Raw genomic sequence first — 17,852 nt, 5'->3', positions numbered from 1 at the left:
GAGGGAGCTGCGAGAATCACCAGTTCGTCCATGTCGCACCTGAGCCGCAAGGTGGTCGAAGTCGCCGATCAGCAGATCGCCTATCTGGCCCGCCGGTCACAGGAACTGGACCAGGAAACCCGTGTCACGGTGTACGTCTTCGCGGACAAGGTGGAGTGCGTCATCTGGCGTCCAGCACGAGAGCGACGTGATTGATGTAGTTCTGCTTTCCGGACATGGCGGCTCCCCCTGTTTTCCGACTCGATACTTCGATCCTCCCATCCACCACTGACAATCGATCTTGGAGAGCCGGGTCCGGATCCGGCGTCGGGGACGCGCGCGTGGCTCCTGGACCGGTCGGCGCCGCCACTCGCGGAGCCGACCGTGGTGCCGCCGTGACGCCGTCTTGCCCGCATCCTTCCTGATCGCGGAGCTGCTCGTCTCGAATATCGGGCGTCGGAGTCCGGCCCTTCTCGAGAGCGGTATCCGCGGCGGATCAGCGGCCCGGCTCGGCTGCCGGCAGCGCCCCCGACCGCACGGGCGCCCTCGCCGTCCATATGAGCCGGCGGGGGCGCACCCGAGTCCAAACCCGTGCGCGCCGCACACACGTCCACCGGCGTCGATGGCTGACGCGGTCGCTTAAAGGCCGCTCGGACGGGCAGGCGCCGCGTATGTGATCGCCCGTACGGGCCGGCCGTCCGTCATGGGCCGAAGTGGTACAGGAGTGCAGTGATGGCGAACGCGACCAGTTGGTCCATGGAAAGGCAGGCCCCGAGGGCGCGGCGCCCGCACGGTGCCGTACGCGTGGTGGGTGTCCCGTGTGTGGTGTGAGCGGGGAGATGCGTTTCGACGGCGGTAGACCGGACCTCGCCGCAGTCGAACGCATGACCGATATGTTGGAGCCGCGGGGACCGGACGGCCGCGGGGCGTGGTCGCAGGGCGCGGTGGCGCTGGGGCACCGGCGCCTGAAGATCATCGATCTTTCCGAGTGCGGCGCCCAGCCCATGACCGACACGCAACTGGGTCTCACCGCGGTCTTCAACGGTTGCATCTACAACTACCGCGAGCTGCGTGAGCGCCTGGAAGGGCTCGGACACCGCTTCTTCTCCCGCTCCGACACCGAGGTCGTCGTCAAGGCGTACGCCGAATGGGGCCGGGCGTGCGTCCAGTCCCTCATCGGGATGTTCGCCTTCGCGGTGGTCGAGCACCACACCGGCCGGGTCGTGCTGGTTCGCGACCGGTTGGGCATCAAGCCCCTGTACGTCACCCAGGACAGCGACCGGCTCCGCTTCGCTTCCACCCTGCCCGCCCTGCTCGCGGGCGGGGGAGTCGACACGTCCCTCGACCTGGTGGCGCTTCACCAGTACCTGAGCTGGCACGGCACCGTCCCGGCGCCCCGTACCGTACTGGCCGGAGTACGAAAGATCCCGCCGGCCACCGTCCGCGTCGTGGAGCGGGACGGTACGCACCGTGACCACTGCTATTGGCAGCCGTCGTACACCCGGAACCCCGAACTCGGCGAGGACCCGGCACTCTGGCGGGAGGCGGTGCACGACGCGCTGCGCACGGCGGTTCGGCGGCGCACGGTTGCGGACGTTCCCGTGGGCGTGCTCCTGTCGGGCGGGCTCGATTCCAGCCTGATCGTGGCGCTGCTCGCCGAGGCGGGGCATGAGGAGCTCCCGACCTTCGCGATGGGGTTCGAGGCGGAGAACGGGGAGGACGGAGACGAGTTCCGGTATTCGGACCTGATCGCGCGACAGTTCTCGACCGACCACCACCAGTTCATGATTCCGTCCGATCGGCTTCCGTCGGCGCTGGAAGCCGCGATCGGTGCCATGAGCGAGCCGATGGTCAGCCACGACGCCGTCGCGTTCCACATGCTGTCGGAACAGGTCTCCAAGGAGGTCAAGGTCGTGCTCTGCGGCCAGGGCGCCGACGAGGTGTTCGCCGGATACCACTGGTACCCGCAGATCGCCGCGGCCACCCGGCCGGATGCGGACGAGGCGTACGCGGACTCGTACTTCGACCGCACGCACGCCGATCTCACCGCCATGCTGCACCGGGACTTCACCGCCGGCCACGACGCCTCCATGGAGTTCGTCCGGGCGCACATGGCCGCGCCGGGGGCCGCGACCGCTCTCGACGCGGCGCTCCGTATGGACGTCCACGCCCTCATGCCGGACGACCCGGTCAAGCGGGTCGACAACATGACGATGGCCTGGGGCCTGGAGGCGAGGGTGCCGTTCCTGGACCACGAGCTCGTCGAACTGGCAGCGGCCTGCCCTCCGCGGCTCAAGCTCGCGCAGGGCGGGAAGGCCGTGCTCAAGGACATCGGGCGCAAGATCCTGCCCCCTGAAGTCGTCGACCGCCCGAAGGGCTACTTTCCGGTGCCGGCGGTCCGGTACATGGCCGAGCCCGTGCTCGCTCGCGTACGCGACGCGCTCACGGCCCCGGAGGCACGCCGACGCGGCGTCTTCGACCAGCGCCTGGTCCACGAGCTGCTCGCGGCACCCAACCGCCATCGCACCAAACGCGGAGCCAACACCCTGTGGCAGGTCGCGTCGCTGGAGATCTGGTTGCAGAAGCACGGTATCAAGTGAGCGCTCGACACCTGAAGCGCAAGCCTTGGAGAGGCGGCCCATGCCCCCGGAGCACACCGAACCCTCGGGGCCCGCGCCCGCAACGACCAGCGGGGTGACCGATCCCCCCGCGGGTGGAGCATTCCCGGCGGACCCTGCGCAGGACCCGGCGCCGGCCCCCGCGCCGGTTCGGATGCCCGACCGTCGCGGCATCGACCCCCCTACCGTCCTGGTCGCCCACGGATGCTGGTACCCGTCGGCCGATCCGACGGGCGAGCGCGTGGCGTTCATCTGCGACCGGGCCGGCGTCCCCCAACTGTGGAGCGGGCCCGCCCGGGGGAGCGAGGTACACGTGCTGGACGGCGACCCGGACCCGGTGACCGAGGTCTCCTGGTCGCCGGACGGGCGCTGGATCGCCTACACCTCGGCGCCCGGGGGCGGGGAGCACACCCGGGTCCTGGTGGTGCGTCCGGACGGCACCGGACGTCGGGTTCTCGCGGGTGCGGAGCCGGGAAGTTCGGCTCACCTCGGGTGCTGGACGCGCGACGGCACCGCCCTCGCCGTCACGGTCGCACAGCCCTCCCCGGCGGGCTCGGAGCACGCCGGACCGGGACACCTGCCGCCGGACGCGGAGGGGCCGCCGACGGCTGCCGGAGGGGCACCGGGCCCGGCGTGGTCCGAACGCTACGGCCCGGCCACCCTCCTCGATGGAGGAGAAGCGCAGCAACCGGCTCGGCGGTACCCCGAGCCGTCCGTGCTCGGAGCGGGCCGACCTCCGGGGAGCGGTGCGCCGGCGGCCGACCCCGCCCCGGCGCGCAGCGGCGCACTGGCCGCCTACCTGGTCGACCCGGACGGAGCCAACGCCCCGGTCCTGCTGTTCAGCGAGGAGGGAGCCGCCTCCCTGCGCGTGTGCGACCTGAGTGCGGACGGCCGCTTCGCGCTCGTCCGCCGCGGCCCGCGCGGCCGACGCGAGGCCCTCGTACTCGACGCCGCCTCGGGCCGCACCACCTTCGCGCTGCACGCGGCCGACGGCGACCCCTGGATCGGCCGGTTCTCCACCGACGCGCGGACGCTGTGGCTGCGCAGCGACGCGGCGCGGGAGTTCGCGGCCCTCCTGAGGGTGCGGCTGGACGAGGGGGGCGCGTCGCGGGGGCTGTCCGTCGCCGCCGAGCGGGAGGAGTCCGCGCTCGATCTGCTGAGCGTGCCCGACCACGGCCGGTGGGCCTTCCTCGCCTGGAACGCGCACGGCGCGACAGAGCTGGAAAGCGTGGGGCTGCCCCTCGGCCGTACGGACGGCGGCATCGCAGCGCGACACCATCCGGTCCTGCCCCACGAAGTGGTCACCCGCATCGCGCCCTTGGAGCGCGGCGGATCGTTCGCCGCGCTGTCGGGATCCCGGCGCAGGCCCGGCATCTGGGAACTGGACGAGGCCCTCCTCCCGGCGCGTACCGGCTGGACGGCGCGGGACGAGGACACGGTCCCGCCCGGGCGGCCGCCCGTACGCCCGGTAACCCTGCGCTGCGAGGCCAGGGACGGGCTCGTACTCGGCGGCTGGTACTACCGTGCGCCGGAGCAGGAACCGGGCCGGCCGGCGCCGTGCGTGATCCACCTCCACGGCGGACCGGAGGAGCAGGAGCGGCCCGTGTTCAGCCCGCTGTACCACGAGCTCCTCGGCAGGGGCCTGGACGTTTTCGCCCCCGACGTCCGCGGCTCGTCCGGCCGGGGCCGGTCCTTCGTGGACGCCGACCTCGGCGCGGGCCGGTTCGCGGCGATCGACGACGTCGCCGACTGCGCCGCACACGTGGTTTCGCTCGGGTACGCGGACCCCCTGAGGCTCGGGGTGATGGGCCGCTCGTACGGCGGCTACCTCACCATGGCCTCCCTCGTGTGGCATCCGCACCTCTTCCGCGCCGGTGTCGCGGTCTGCGGGATGTCGGACTTCGCCACCTTCTTCGCCGGTACGGAGCCGTGGATCGCGCAGTCCGCAGCCGTCAAGTACGGCCACCCCCAACACGACCGGGAACTGCTCCGCGCCCTGTCCCCGATGAGCCGCATCGATCAGCTGCGGGCCCCTGTCCTGGCCGTCCACGGTGAGCACGACACCAACGTGCCGCCGACAGAGTCGGATCAGTTCGTCCGGGCGGCACGCGCGCGCGGCGTGCCGGCGCGGCAGCTGACGTTGCACGACGAAGGCCACGAATTCCTGCGGGCGGACAACCGGCGGCTCTACCGGCGCGCTGCAGCGGACTGGCTGGAACGGCATCTCACCCCGGCCCCGTGACCAGACCCACCGAGAACGAAGCGCCATCCCATTGACATCCGGGAGTGCGGCCGCGGGGCTGCGCGGCCCGCCGGCCTTGGCAGCGTGTAGCGCCCGACCGCCGAACCGCCCTCGCCGCCCGGGTGTGGAGCGGCGGGTCCGGGCAGAAGCCCGGCATGCGTATCCTCAGCGAAGCGCACCCGGCGGGCGGCGGCCTGCGGGCCCACGCCGTATCCGCCCCGCGGCGGCAGCGGCCGCGGCGGCCGGCTCCGTCGCCGTCGACCCGGACAGTTCCTGGTACCGGCAGCTGCGCAAACCGGCCTGGCAGCCGCCGGGCTGGGCCTTCGGCGCGGTCTGGACCCCGCTGTACGCGGGGATCGCCTGGGCGGTCGGCCGTGACTGGAACGCGGCGCCGCCCGACCGTCGCGCCGCGCTGGCAGGCAGCGTGGCGGCCAATCCGGCTCTGAACGCCGGCTGGAACGGGCTGTTCTTCAAGGCCCGCAACCCCGCCGCGGGCCTGGCCGGCACCCTCGCACTGGAGCTCAGCAATGCCGAGCTGCTCCGGCGCGCCGCCCGTACGGACGGGGCGGCCGGAGCGGCACTGGTGCCGTACGCGGCCTGGTGCGGCTTCGCCACGGCCCTGAACGCCTCACTCGTACGCCGCGACCGCGCCCGCTGACGCTCCGGCAGCGGGTCGCTGACACCCGGCCACACGGCGGTTCATCGGCAGTCGGGTCCCCGGGCGCAATCCGGCCCGGAGATCCTGGACCATGGACCTGGCCGCGCCCACCGGTCAGGCCCTGGCGGTCGGCACGTGAGCTGGAGTTCGGCGAGGGCTCGGCCGTCAAGACGATCCGTCTTTCCTACGAGCGGGAAGGCGACGACCGCGGCGTACGCAAGGGCTCCCTGACGGCCAACGACATCACCCCGGCCAGGCCGGTCGCCCTCGGCATGGCGATCAACGGCAACGCCAACGGCAAGCCGGCAGGTGGCTCAACCTGCGCTGACGGACCCGCGTAGGCCGATTCGAGGGGCGCTCGTCCCTTCGGGCCCGCGGAGGACGCCGCCTCGCGGATCGAGCCCCTCCCGGGTGGCGATCCGTAGGCGGTCGCGACACCGTCGGCCGAGCCGGGTGCGGCCGACTTTCGTCGCCTCGCTCCGCCACCGGCCGCCGAAGCAGCGGGCGACGCAGATCTTGCGGGACCGGGCAGTTGCGTGCCGCCCTCGCCGACTCTTTCGCGCGGGGCTCAAGGTGCTGGTGGAGGCGCAAGCCGCAGCGGATACGACTCGTGCCTTCGGTTCGACGGCACCGGCCCGGGCTTCCAGACGCCGACAGCAGCTGAGGGGGGTCAGGGTCAGCGGCCCCAGCGCAGCGCTGCCGTCTGCACCGGCGCGTCCCACAGCCGCAACATTTCCTCATCGACCCGACACAGAGTCACCGAGCACCCCGCCATGTCCAACGAGGTGACGTAGTTCCCCACGAGGGTCCGGGCCACCGGGACGCCCCGAGCCGCCAGTACCCGGGTCACCTCCGCGTGGAAGCCGTACAGCTCCAGCAGTGGCGTTGCGCCCATCCCGTTCACCAGGGCCAGTACCGGCCCGTCGGCAGCCTGGGCCGTGTTCGCCATGTCGTCCAGCACGGAGTCCACCGCGACCTCCGCGATCTCCCCCGCCGGCATCATCGGCCGCCGCTCCCGGCCCGGCTCGCCGTGGATCCCGATGCCCAGCTCCAGCTCGCCGTCCGGCAGGTCGAAGGTGGGACTGCCCTTGGCAGGGGTGGTGCAGGCGCTCAGCGCCACGCCGAAGCTGCCCGAGGCTTCGTTGACCCGTCGGGCGACCGCGGCGACCTGCTCCAATGGCGCACCCTCCTCCGCTGCGGCCCCGGCGATCTTCTCAACGAAGAGCGTGGCCCCCGTGCCGCGACGCCCGGCGGTGTAGAGGCTGTCGGTCACGGCGACGTCGTCGTTGACCAGCACCCGCTCGACCCGGATGCCGTCCTCCTCGGCGAGCTCGGCGGCCATGTCGAAGTTCAGCACGTCCCCGGTGTAATTCTTGACGATGAACAGCACCCCCTGGCCGGAGTCCACGGCCTTGGCCGCCCGCACCATCTGGTCGGGCACGGGGGATGTGAACACCTCGCCCGGACAGGCGGCGGACAACATTCCGTATCCGACGAAGCCGGCGTGCAAGGGCTCGTGTCCGGAGCCGCCCCCGGAGACGAGACCGACCCGCCCGCCCTGCCGCGCGTCCCGCCGTAGGACGACCCGGGCGTCGGCGTCCACGTCCAGTTCCGGGTGGGCCGCGGCCAGCCCGCGGAGGGCGTCCGCGACCACGGTCTGCGGACTGTTGATCAACATCTTCATCGTGTGCCTCCCGGTCGGAGCAGCTGCGGGTGAGCAGCCCGGTGCGGCCACGAGTACCGAGCGCCGTGCGCCGGGCGGGCGCGTCAGCGAGGGCACGCCCTACGCACAGTGTGCTGCCACGCCGCGGACATCCGCGAGGGCTCGGGCGACCGGCTCGGAGAATGACCGAGGAGCCCTGTGCGGGCACCGGTCCCGGCGGACCGGACTGTCCTCGCCTTTCCCGTACGGGCGACCCGATCTACCCTGAAGCCGGGGGGCTCGGGGCAGGCGAAAGCCGGTCTTCGACCGGCGGGAAGCGGGCACCCATGAAGGAGCGTCTCAAAGCGTCGGGGCTGGTCGGTGAATTGTCAGCCGAATTCGCCGGCACCATGATCCTCATCCTCTTCGGCTGTGGTGTGGTGGCCCAGGTGGTCGCGGGCGGAGCCCTGACGGACCCTGCGGGCGGCCTCGGGAACCACGACAGCATCGCCTGGGCCTGGGGCCTCGGCGTCACCCTGGGTGTCTACGTCGCGGCAAGGCTCAGCGGCGCCCACCTCAACCCCGCTGTGACCGTCGCCCTGGCCGCCTTCAAGGGCTTTCCGTGGAGCAAGGTGGCCCCCTATGCGCTGGCCCAGCTGGCCGGAGCCTTCGTGGCGGCCCTGATCGTCCGCTGGAATTACACCGAAGCGCTGGCCAAGGCCGACCCCGGTCACACCATCAAGACACAAATCGTCTTCTCCACGCTCCCGGCCAACGGAAACACGAACCTGCCGGTGACCGAGTGGGGGGCGCTGCGCGACCAGATCATCGGCACCGCGATCCTGCTGCTGCTGATCTTCGCGGTCACGGACCTGCTGGGCACGCCGCCCGGCGCCAACCTGGCACCGTTCATCGTCGGCCTGATCGTCGTGGCGATCGGCATGGCGTGGGGTACCAACGCCGGGTACGCGATCAATCCGGCCCGTGACCTCGGCCCCCGTCTGGCCAGCTTCCTCACCGGGTACGGAGGTGCATGGAGGGATCAGTACGGCAACTTCTACTTCTGGGTGCCGATCATCGGCCCCTTCATCGGCGGTCTGCTGGGTGCTGGAATCTACAAGCTGTTCATCGGCAGGTTCCTGCCGACCGCAGAACCGGAGCCTCCCGGACGCGTACCGGCACCGGAAGAGACGAGCTGACCGGGTCCGCTGCGGGACGGGCAGCGGCACGTCCCGTCCCGTCGCGTCCCGTTCCGTACGACAGCCCCCACACGGCATCCCAAGAGGAGGCGGCACCCCATGGCTGACTTCGTCGGCGCAGTGGACCAGGGAACCACGAGCACCCGTTTCATGATTTTCGACCACGCCGGCAACGAGGTGGCGCGGCACCAGCTGGAGCACAACCAGATCCTCCCGCGCTCGGGGTGGGTCGAACACGACCCGGTGGAGATCTGGGAACGCACCAACTCGGTCATCCAGAACGCCCTCCGGCACGGAAACCTCGACGCCTCGGACCTGGCGGCCGTCGGCATCACCAACCAGCGCGAGACGACCGTCGTCTGGGACCCCCGCACGGGCCGCCCCTACTACAACGCCATCGTCTGGCAGGACACCCGTACCGACTCCATCGCCGCCGCACTGGAACGCGGCGGCCAGGGCGAGGTCATCCGCCGAAAGGCGGGGCTGCCACCGGCCACCTACTTCTCCGGCGGAAAGATCCAATGGATCCTGGAGAACGTCGACGGCGTGCGGCAGGCCGCCGAGCAGGGCCACGCCCTCTTCGGAAACACCGACTGCTGGGTGCTGTGGAACCTCACCGGCGGGCCGGACGGTGGCGTCCACGCCACCGACGTCACCAACGCCAGCCGCACCATGCTCATGGACCTGGAGACCCTCGACTGGGACGACGAGCTTCTCGGATTCTTCGACATCCCCCGCTCCATGCTGCCCACCATCAACCCGTCCTCCCACCCTGAGGCGTACGGACAGACCCGCACCTCCAGGCCGCTACGCGAGGCCATCCCCATCACCGGTGTCCTCGGTGACCAGCAGGCGGCCACCGTCGGGCAAGTCTGCTACGCGCCCGGCGAGGCGAAGAACACGTACGGGACCGGCAACTTCCTGGTGCTCAACACCGGCACGGAACTGGTCCGCTCGCAACACGGCCTCCTGACCACCGTGGCGTACCAGTTCGGCGACAGCCCCGCGATCTACGCACTCGAAGGATCCATCGCGGTCACCGGCTCCGCCGTGCAGTGGCTGCGCGATCAGCTGAAGATCATCGGCGACGCCGCCGAGAGCGAGCGTCTGGCGCGCACCGTCGAGGACAGCGGCGGCATCTACTTCGTCCCCGCCTTCTCCGGCCTGTTCGCCCCGTACTGGCGCTCCGACGCCCGCGGCGCGATCGTCGGCCTGGCCCGCTACCACGACAACGGACACCTGGCGCGGGCCACCCTGGAAGCCATCTGCTATCAGACCCGCGACGTGGTGGAAGCCATGGAGCAAGACTCCGGCGTCCACCTCGACGTACTCAAGGTCGACGGCGGAGTCACCGCCAACGACCTCTGCATGCAGACCCAGGCCGACGTCCTCGGCGTACCGGTCAGCCGCCCCGTGGTCGCCGAGACGACCGCGCTCGGCGCCGCCTACGCGGCCGGGCTCGCCACCGGATTCTGGCGGGACACGGACGAACTGCGCACCCACTGGCAGGAGTCCAAGCGCTGGCAGCCCGAGTGGTCGGAGGAACGGCGCACGGAGGGCTACGAGGGCTGGAAGCGCGCGGTGGAGCGCACGCTCGACTGGGCCAAGGTCGAATAGGTTCCGGCCGCGGGCCCGCAGCACCGAGGAGGAGACCATGGTCGATCCGGTAGCCCTCTCAGCCCGGGCCCGCACCCAGGCCCTCGCCGCGATGGGACGGGGCGAACTCGACGTCCTCGTCGTCGGGGGCGGAGTCGTCGGCAGCGGGGCCGCCCTGGACGCCGCCACCCGAGGCCTGAGCGTCGGGCTCGTCGAAGCCCGCGACTGGGCCTCGGGTACGTCCAGCCGCTCCAGCAAACTCATCCACGGGGGCCTGCGCTACCTGGAGATGCTCGACTTCCGCCTGGTCGCCGAAGCGCTCAAGGAACGCGGCCTCCTGCTCCGGTACCTCGCCCCCCACCTGGTGCATCCGGTGCCGTTCCTCTACCCCCTGCAACACCGCGTCACCGAACGCCCTTACGTCGGCTGCGGGGTCCTGCTCTACGACGCGATGGCGCGGGCCTCCGGTACCTCCGGTGGTCTGCCCCACCACCGCCACATGAGCAGGCGTCGGGCCCTGCGCGAGGCACCCGCCCTACGCTCCGACGCCCTGGTGGGCGCCATCCAGTACTGGGACGCCCAGGTCGACGACGCCCGGCACACGCTCTTCCTCGCCCGTACGGCAGCTTCGTACGGGGCGCTGACCGCCAACCGCACCAGCGTCAGCGGCTTCCTGCGGCAGGGCGAGCGGGTGGTCGGGGCCGTCATCACCGACCTGGAGAGCGGCGACGAAACGCAGGTGCGGGCCAAGCAGGTCATCAATGCGACCGGGGTGTGGACGGACGACACCCAGGCCATGGCCGGCACCCGCGGCCAGTTCCACGTCCGCGCCTCCAAGGGCGTCCACCTGCTCGTCCCCCGTGACCGGATCAACTCCCGCACCGGGCTGATCCTGCGCACCGAGAAGAGCGTGTTGTTCGTCATTCCCTGGGGCCGGCACTGGATCATCGGGACCACCGACACCGACTGGACACTCGACAAAGCCCACCCTGCCCTCAGCTCCAAGGACGTCACCTACCTGCTGGAACACGTCAACAGCGTGCTGACCACCCCCCTGGCCCCCGAAGACGTCGAGGGTGTCTACGCCGGCCTACGCCCCTTGCTGTCCGGCGAGGCGGCGGAGACCAGCAGGCTGTCCCGGGAGCACCTCGTCGCCCATCCCGTACCCGGACTCGTCGTGGTGGCGGGCGGCAAGTACACCACGTACCGGGTGATGGCCAAGGACGCGGTCGACGAGGCCGTCCGAGGCCTGGACGAGAAGGTTCCCCACTGCGTCACACACCGCGTTCCGCTGCTGGGCGCCGACGGCTACCTGGCGCTGTGGAACTCGCGGCAGCGGCTCGCCGAGCGCTCCGGGCTCCATGTCGCCCGCATCGAACACCTCCTGAACCGCTACGGCTCCCTGGCGCCCGAAGTGCTCGCCCTGGTGGCTGCCGACCCCGCGCTCGGCGAGGCACTGCCGAGCTCCGACGACTACCTGAGGGTCGAGGCCGTGTACGCGGTGACCCACGAGGGAGCCCGCCATCTGGAGGACGTCCTCGCCCGGCGCACCCGGATCTCCATCGAGTCCTGGGACCGCGGGGTGGACGCGGCGCCGACCGTGGCCCAACTGATGGCGCCCCACCTGGGATGGGACCAGGCGCACCAGGACCGCGAGGTCGACCACTACCTCAAGCGCGTCGCCGCCGAGCGCGAGGCCCAGCAGCAGCCGGACGACCTGACCGCCGACGCGGTGCGGCTCGGCGCCCCCGACATCATCCCGGTGAACTGAACGCCTGCCGGGGGCCCGGCGTCAGCGGGACCACGTGCCGATGCCGGCCCGGGCGAGAACACCATCTCCTGGCGCGACCCGAAGAAGGCCACAGAGCACCTGGTTCTGGGAAGAAACAACAGGCGAAAACGACCTCTGAGACGGCATGGTCCCTTTGCTTGCGTCGCCTTTCGTCACGACGGGGCGGTGTCCGTCGTTGGGCACTGGTGACTCCTCCCACAAGCAGCGGCGACAACGTCAGGCTTCTGAGGCCGGCGGCTGCCGCACAGTCCTGCCATCTGTGCCCGGACGACGACCAGGCCCTCGCCGACCCGAGGCTCACCGTCACCTTCCGGCCCGGCTTCGGGCCGCCACGCCTGGTGACCCTGTGCTCGCTCTGCTACTTAGGCAGACCCAGCCGAAGGCAAACCGAGCTCGGCCCCGTCGATCTTGCCTGGAGGGTGCTGGAACGCGATGTCACCCACCTGCTCGCCGCGCACGGGCAGGGACACTGGATCCCGTCGGACGGGGAACTGGGCTTCGCCGCCGGTCTGGCGCGGATGCCGTGGACGGAGGAGTCGATGCGCGCGGCTGTGCGCGAGGTGGACAACCTCGTCTACGCCGGGCGCCTGCTCCGGGCCCTGGACAACAACGCAATCGTCGTCCTGCGCCACACAGCCGCCGACGATCTCGCACTGCACTCGCTCTGCCGCCTGATCGACGCCCTTGCCGTGGAGGCGGAACGGCCTTCGGACGGCCGGGGCTGACGCGGCATCCCGTCAGTCAGCCTGAATCCGTACACCGGCCCGCTCACGAGTCGACCCGGACGCACCCTTCGCCTCCGCACTCCTGCTGTGGTCGGCCCGGCACGGCGTCGTCTCCCTACGGCTCCACAAAACTGAGTGGGACTGGGGAATGACCCCACAGGAGGCGAATCGCCGATTGGTCCACGTATTGGCGACCAAGAGGACCAAGACCACCGATGCGGACAGCCCACCGGCCCCTAGGAAGCAACCTGTCACCGCGTGGATCGCTGCGCCTATGACTTCGCGGATCGGGCCCCGCGTCATGGGTGACGCCATTCGCGCTGTGCGTCCTCGACGACGTCCGGGCCCCAGCGAGAGCGCAGCCCCTGGCATCTGCCGATGAGGCCAAGTGGAGCGCTCGGTCACGGCAGCTACTCCGCTGGCGACGCGGTTATAAGCCCGCATTTGTCGCACGTCCTTTTCTCGTTGAGGGTGGTCTTTGCCCGGCCCAAGGGACAGCGAGTTGAAACGAACTTCCGTCTGAATCTTCCGCCCGTAGTAGTGCTGATGACTCTGGCGGGTGTGTGTTCACTGGCGCTCTGTGTCGAGAACTGTGGTGCGCAGGATTTCGGCGACGCGGGTGGCGGGTTCGTCGAGCGGGGCGGGGAGGTGGGCGAGGAGCAGGCGGCGTTGTTCCTGTGGGCCGCCGCGTACGGGGAGGATGCGGACTCCGGGGGGTGCGGCAGCGGTGAGGGTGGCGGGTGCGGTGGTGATGCCGCAGCCGGCGGCCACGAGGTGGAGTTTGGCGAGCCAGTCGCGTGCGGTGTGGGCGATGTCGGGTTTCTCGTCGAGGCCGGGCCACACGCCCATGAGGCGGTCCTCTTCGGAGGCCGGGCCGGTGATCCAGCGTTGGCCCCGCAGCTCGGTGACGTCGATGAACTCGCCCCGGGCGAGGGGATGGCCGGCGGGGACGGCGATGTGCAGGCTGCGCTCGCTGAGGGTGTGCAGAGTCAGCGCTGGTGTTTCGGTGTCCGGCGGAGCCGAGCAGGGCGAGGTCGATGCTGCCGGCCCGCAGTGCCCGGACCAGGGCGGGGGTGCTGCCCTCGCGGGTCGTCAGGGTGATGGCGGGGTCGGTGGTGCGCAGTGCGGCGAGGGCCCGTGGGACCAGGGCGGCGCCGGCGCTGGGAAACCATCCCAGCCGTACGGTGCCGGCCTGGGCGGGCAGTCCGGCGAGCTGGCGGGCGGTGGCGTCGATGCCGTCGATGACGGTGGTGGCCCGGCGCAGGACGAGGTGTCCGGCGGAAGTGAGACGTACGCCGTCCCGGCGCCGTTCGAGGAGCAGGGTGCCTGAGGCTCGTTCCAGGGAGGCGATCTGGCGGGAGACCGCTGACTGGGTGTAGCCGAGCTGGTGGGCGGCGGCGGTGAGGGTGCCCCGCTCGGCCACGGCCCGGAAGACCCGCAGGGCGGTGAGGGTGACGTCCGTGAAGTCCATGACTTCTACGCATACCAGGCGTTCCAAACTTTCGTTGGCCTCATGCCTGGTATGTCCCTGGCGTGGATGCATGAACACTCCACGGATCGCGCTGGTGACCGGCGCCAATCAGGGTCTCGGCCGTGCACTTGTCGAGGGGCTGGCCGCCCGGATGCGCCCGGAGGATCTGGTCCTGTTGACCGGCCGCAACGATCGTCGGGTCGCCGAGGCGGCCGCCGAGGTCGCACGGGCCCCGGCCACGCGGAGCCGGGTGGAGGGCCGGGTCCTGGACGTCACCGACGTCGATGCCGTTGACGCCCTGGCTGCCGGGCTTCGCCGCAGCGTGGGCGGGGTGGACATCGTGATCTCGAATGCGGTGGCCCGGCTCCTGCCCGACCGGTCCCAGTCCGAGCAGGCCGACGAGTTCATCGATGTCGCCAACGGCGGCACCCACGCGGTTCTGCGCTCCTTCGCGCCGGTGCTGCGGCCGGGTGGCCGGCTGATCGTCGTCGCGAGCACGCTGGGCGCCCTGGGCCATCTGGATCCGCGGCTGCACCCGCGGTTCGACGGTGCGACGCTCGACCAGGTCGAGTACGCGGTCGAGTCCTGGCGCAGCGCGGTCCGCTCCAGGACGGCGGAGGAGGCGGGCTGGCCTCGCTGGCTGAACGTGCCGTCCAAGGTGGCGCAGGTCGCGGCCGTGCGGGCGGTGGCCGCCGAGCGCCGCGAGCGTGACCTCGCCGAGGGGACGCTGGTCGCCGCGGTCTGCCCCGGCATGGTCGACACGGCCACCTCCCGGCCCTGGTTCGGGGACTACAGCCAGGCCCAGAGCCCGGCCGAGGCAGCCCGCGCCGTGCTCGACCTCGTGCTCAGCGAGGGAGTCGACCCGGCGCTGTACGGCGAGCTCGTCCGGTTCGGGAAGGCCCTGCCGTGGCACGGCGGGACACCCCCACCGAGCAGGACCAGCTGCTCACCCCGTGAACGGGGTTCGCCCTGATCCCGCCTCCCGTCGAATGCAGCTCACAACAAGGAGTTCACCATGACTGCCATCAAGTCCCCGTTCGGCTTTGCCAGTTCCGCGGCCGAGGTCGCCGCGGGCATCGATCTGACGGGCCGGCGCGTGGTTGTCACCGGCGGGTCGTCCGGCATCGGTGTGGCATCGGCGCGCGCTCTGGCCGGCACCGGCGCCGAGGTCACCTTGGCCGTACGCGACACCGAGGCGGGCGAGCGTGTCGCCAAGGACATCGCCACGACCACCGGGAACCGACACGTGCATGTGGCCCCTCTCGATCTCACCGATCCGGCGTCGGTGGCCGCGTTCGCGGCGGCCTGGCAGGGCCCGCTGCACGTGCTGGTGAACAACGCCGGGGTGATGGCCTGCCCCGAGCAGTACACCGAGCAGGGCTGGGAGATGCAGTTCGCCACCAACCACCTCGGCCACTTCGCCCTGGCAGGCGGCCTTCACCAGGCGCTGGCCGCCGACGGCTCGGCCCGGATCGTGGTGGTCTCCTCCACCGGGCACCAGTCCTCGCCGGTCGTCTTCGACGACGTCAACTTCGCCTTCCGCGCCTACGACCCCTGGCTTGCCTACGGCCAGTCCAAGACCGCCAATGTGCTGTTCGCCGTCGAGGCCACCCGTCGGTGGGCCGCCGACGGCATCACCGCCAACGCCCTGATGCCCGGCGCCGTCTACACCAACCTCCAGCGCCACACCGGCGGCCGGGGCAGCGGAAAGGTCCCCGCCGAGCTGATCAAGACCGTCGAGCAGGGCGCGGCCACCTCCGTGCTGCTGGCCACCTCGCCCCTGCTGGAGGGCATCGGTGGACGCTACTTCGTCGACTGCAACGAGACCGAGACCGTCGAGCGCCGCACCGGAACCCTGCACGGGGTCGCCCGCTACGCCCTTGACCCCGACAACGCCGAGCGCCTGTGGACCCTGTCGGAGAACCTTCTCGCCGCCGGCCGGTGACTCCGTGAGGCGTCAGTAGTACTCGCCCATCAGTTCAACGGACCACTGGGGCTGCGTGGTCTCTCCGCGGGGGCCGAACTCGCGGAGGTAGGGCTTGATGTCGAGCACCGGCGAGTCCGAAGAGTGCGTCTTCGCCGAAGCGGGCGGAGTCGAGGCGGATCACGGCGGGAACCTCGCCCCAGTTGTCGTCCGAGAGGTCATTGCGCGGGCTCACCACGTGTCCGACGGGTTGCAGGGTCACCGCGTCGGGCTGGTCGTGGCTGGTCGGGTTCATTGCAGCCTCCTTCGAGCGGGGCTGGCGGGGCGGGCGGTGTCGGTCAAGGGTGTCAGGCGCTGTGCGGCCGCCGGGTCGTGTGGACGAGGTCGGCCGTGGCGTCCCACAGAGCACGCTGGATCCCTTCTCCGCGCCCGATCTCCGGGCACTGCAGGGGCTCGGCGGTCTTGGCGGCGAAGTAACCGCCGTTGGCGTCGGCGAACGCGGGGTCGGTTGCGAGTTTCACGATGATGTCGGCCCCATGCTGGGGGTTGCCGATGTTCAGTGCGGTAAGTGCTTTCTCCAGGGCTCCGGCGAGGGGGAGTTCGCGCCCCAGGCCGGTGGTGTTGAAGCCGGGGCAGCAGCAGGTGACCGTGACGTCCGTGCCATGCAGTTGGCGGGCGAGTTCCTGGGTGAACATGATGTCCATCAGTTTGGACCGGCCGTAGCGGGGGCTGGAGCCGCGGCGCGTGAAGTCCGCGGTGTCGGTCAGGTCGTTCAGCGGGTCGATGGTGCCGGCCTGCTTCGAGGCCCGGGAGGCGACGGTGACGATCCGGGTGGGAGTGGATGCGATGAGCCTGTCGCGCAGGGCGTCGGTGAGTACCCAGGGTGCGAGGTAGTTCACCGCGGTCATCTCCGCGTATCCCTCGGTGGTGACCCGCTGGGAGAAGGCATGCAGGCCCGCGTTGTTGATCAGTACGTCGATCCGCGGGTACTGCGCGGCGATCTTCTCGCCCGCGGCGCGGATCTCGGAGAGCAGCGACAGATCGGCTTGGAAGACGTCGACCGGGGTGCCCGGCGCGACCTGCTCGATCTCCTGCCACAGTGCATCGGCCTTGGGCCGGCTGCGGGCGACGATGCCGAGGCGGGCACCGCGGCGGGCCAGGTCGAGCGCGGCGAGCCGGCCCATGCCGTTCGTCGCACCGGTCATGACGATGACGGGCTGCGTATCCATGGGTCCTCCTTCGCGGGTTTATATTGAGGTACCTCACCAACGTAACATTCGATGAGGTACCTCACCAATCAGTCCGGAGGAGCGATGACCGCGAGTGCCCGGAAGGCGACCCCTGAAGAGGTCGGACTGCGCTACCTGGCGCTCGGGTACCACCTGCGCAAGGTGGTCGACGAAGGAATGACGGCCGGCGGCCTCTCCTTGGCTCGAACGAAGGTTTTGCAGGCACTCGACCGCCTGGGAGCCGTACGGCAGTCGACGCTGGCCCAGGAGCTCGGGCAGGCTCCCCGGTCGGTCACCCAGTCCGTCGAGGCTCTGGACCGGGCGGGGCTGGTCGAGCGGGCGGCGGATCCGGATGACGGGCGCTCCAAGCTGGTGCGTCTCACCCCAAAGGGCGCCGAGGCGCTGGCAGCGGGTACGGCAGCGGGGGAGAAGGTGCTGCGGGAGGTCTTCGGGACCATGCGGCGCGAACAGCTGGCGGACCTGGACGAGCTCCTCGACACCCTCAAGGCGGGCCTACCGGGAGCCGCAAGAGATCTTTAACCGTCGGGTCAGCCGCACGCGTCCGCGCCCTCCCGCTGCGACCGAAGCCACACGGCAACTGCCCTGTCGGCTCCGGAGTCGACAGGGCACTGCTCATTGAGGCAACTGCAGGCCGCGCGCGGAAGCGTTTCGGAGACGCTGCGACCCTGCCCGCTGCACTCGCTCCGCACCCGTGGGCCGGCGTGAGCCGGCGGGCAAGGCCCCGGAGGAGGTGCACAGGACGCGATCGTGAGACGA

General features: G+C 70.9%; 11 protein-coding genes and 3 pseudogenes. 11 read left to right on the top strand and 3 right to left on the bottom strand.

Annotation, left to right across the window (positions count from 1 at the left end):
• Positions 1-30: 30 nt before the first annotated feature.
• From ACIQU4_RS17735 to ACIQU4_RS17720, 4 genes and pseudogenes are all read left to right on the top strand, one after another.
• A pseudogene (locus ACIQU4_RS17735) lies at positions 31-168 on the top strand (VWA domain-containing protein); the annotation flags it as partial.
• 629 nt (positions 169-797) lie between these two features.
• The gene (locus ACIQU4_RS17730) at positions 798-2,579 is read left to right on the top strand and encodes an N-acetylglutaminylglutamine amidotransferase (protein WP_403731082.1); all 1,782 of its coding nucleotides are present in this window, start codon (positions 798-800) and stop codon (positions 2,577-2,579) included.
• A 172-nt stretch (positions 2,580-2,751) separates the two neighbouring features.
• A complete protein-coding gene (locus ACIQU4_RS17725) occupies positions 2,752-4,839 on the top strand; it encodes a S9 family peptidase (RefSeq protein ID WP_403731079.1) in 2,088 nt (695 codons plus the stop codon).
• Positions 4,840-4,963: 124 nt separating this feature from the next.
• Positions 4,964-5,497, top strand: a complete 534-nt coding sequence (locus ACIQU4_RS17720) for a TspO/MBR family protein (protein WP_403731076.1) — start codon at positions 4,964-4,966, stop codon at positions 5,495-5,497.
• 676 nt (positions 5,498-6,173) lie between these two features.
• Here the strand turns inward: ACIQU4_RS17720 and dhaK are convergent.
• On the bottom strand, positions 6,174-7,181 hold the full coding sequence (dhaK, locus tag ACIQU4_RS17715) for a dihydroxyacetone kinase subunit DhaK (protein WP_403731073.1): 1,008 nt from the start codon (positions 7,179-7,181) through the stop codon (positions 6,174-6,176).
• Between the two features lie 305 nt (positions 7,182-7,486).
• Between dhaK and ACIQU4_RS17710 the strand changes: the two genes are divergently transcribed.
• The 4 genes from ACIQU4_RS17710 to ACIQU4_RS17695 all read left to right on the top strand — a co-directional run bounded on the left by ACIQU4_RS17710 (position 7,487) and on the right by ACIQU4_RS17695 (position 12,451).
• The gene (locus tag ACIQU4_RS17710) at positions 7,487-8,338 is read left to right on the top strand and encodes an MIP/aquaporin family protein (RefSeq protein WP_403731070.1); all 852 of its coding nucleotides are present in this window, start codon (positions 7,487-7,489) and stop codon (positions 8,336-8,338) included.
• A 99-nt stretch (positions 8,339-8,437) separates the two neighbouring features.
• Entirely contained in the window at positions 8,438-9,955 is a 1,518-nt protein-coding gene (gene glpK / locus ACIQU4_RS17705) for a glycerol kinase GlpK (protein ID WP_403731067.1), read from the top strand.
• Positions 9,956-9,992: 37 nt separating this feature from the next.
• Positions 9,993-11,705: a glycerol-3-phosphate dehydrogenase/oxidase gene (locus ACIQU4_RS17700; RefSeq protein ID WP_403731064.1), complete on the top strand. Its 1,713-nt coding sequence runs from the start codon at positions 9,993-9,995 to the stop codon at positions 11,703-11,705.
• Positions 11,706-12,145: 440 nt separating this feature from the next.
• Positions 12,146-12,451 carry a hypothetical protein gene (locus tag ACIQU4_RS17695; RefSeq protein ID WP_403731061.1) on the top strand — a complete coding sequence of 102 codons (306 nt, stop codon included), beginning with the start codon at positions 12,146-12,148 and terminating at the stop codon, positions 12,449-12,451.
• 567 nt (positions 12,452-13,018) lie between these two features.
• Here ACIQU4_RS17695 and ACIQU4_RS17690 read toward each other — a convergent pair.
• Positions 13,019-13,922: pseudogene (locus ACIQU4_RS17690) on the bottom strand (LysR family transcriptional regulator).
• Between the two features lie 70 nt (positions 13,923-13,992).
• Here ACIQU4_RS17690 and ACIQU4_RS17685 point away from each other — a divergent pair.
• A pseudogene (locus ACIQU4_RS17685) lies at positions 13,993-14,879 on the top strand (SDR family NAD(P)-dependent oxidoreductase).
• Between the two features lie 58 nt (positions 14,880-14,937).
• The gene (locus ACIQU4_RS17680; RefSeq protein ID WP_403731058.1) at positions 14,938-15,867 is read left to right on the top strand and encodes an SDR family NAD(P)-dependent oxidoreductase; all 930 of its coding nucleotides are present in this window, start codon (positions 14,938-14,940) and stop codon (positions 15,865-15,867) included.
• Between the two features lie 326 nt (positions 15,868-16,193).
• Here ACIQU4_RS17680 and ACIQU4_RS17675 read toward each other — a convergent pair whose 3' ends face one another.
• The gene (locus ACIQU4_RS17675; protein WP_403731055.1) at positions 16,194-17,075 is read right to left on the bottom strand and encodes an SDR family NAD(P)-dependent oxidoreductase; all 882 of its coding nucleotides are present in this window, start codon (positions 17,073-17,075) and stop codon (positions 16,194-16,196) included.
• Positions 17,076-17,159: 84 nt separating this feature from the next.
• Here ACIQU4_RS17675 and ACIQU4_RS17670 point away from each other — a divergent pair, with 84 nt between their 5' ends.
• Complete coding sequence (locus ACIQU4_RS17670) at positions 17,160-17,615, top strand: MarR family winged helix-turn-helix transcriptional regulator (RefSeq protein WP_403731052.1); 456 nt, start codon at positions 17,160-17,162, stop codon at positions 17,613-17,615.
• Positions 17,616-17,852 lie beyond the last annotated feature (237 nt).

Source organism: Streptomyces sp. NPDC090741, from assembly GCF_044769045.1.
In the GTDB taxonomy this organism is placed as follows: Bacteria; Actinomycetota; Actinomycetes; order Streptomycetales; family Streptomycetaceae; genus Streptomyces.
This window is presented reverse-complemented; position numbering and strand designations above follow the sequence as displayed.

Excerpts from the sequence above, each read along its gene's own strand:
- ACIQU4_RS17725 (WP_403731079.1), top strand. The coding sequence starts at position 2,752 with ATGCCCGACCGTCGCGGCATCGACCCCCCTACCGTCCTGGTCGCCCAC.
- dhaK (WP_403731073.1), bottom strand. The coding sequence starts at position 7,181 with ATGAAGATGTTGATCAACAGTCCGCAGACCGTGGTCGCGGACGCCCTC.
- ACIQU4_RS17710 (WP_403731070.1), top strand. The coding sequence starts at position 7,487 with ATGAAGGAGCGTCTCAAAGCGTCGGGGCTGGTCGGTGAATTGTCAGCC.
- glpK (WP_403731067.1), top strand. The coding sequence starts at position 8,438 with ATGGCTGACTTCGTCGGCGCAGTGGACCAGGGAACCACGAGCACCCGT.
- ACIQU4_RS17700 (WP_403731064.1), top strand. The coding sequence starts at position 9,993 with ATGGTCGATCCGGTAGCCCTCTCAGCCCGGGCCCGCACCCAGGCCCTC.
- ACIQU4_RS17680 (WP_403731058.1), top strand. The coding sequence starts at position 14,938 with ATGACTGCCATCAAGTCCCCGTTCGGCTTTGCCAGTTCCGCGGCCGAG.
- ACIQU4_RS17675 (WP_403731055.1), bottom strand. The coding sequence starts at position 17,075 with ATGGATACGCAGCCCGTCATCGTCATGACCGGTGCGACGAACGGCATG.
- ACIQU4_RS17670 (WP_403731052.1), top strand. The coding sequence starts at position 17,160 with ATGACCGCGAGTGCCCGGAAGGCGACCCCTGAAGAGGTCGGACTGCGC.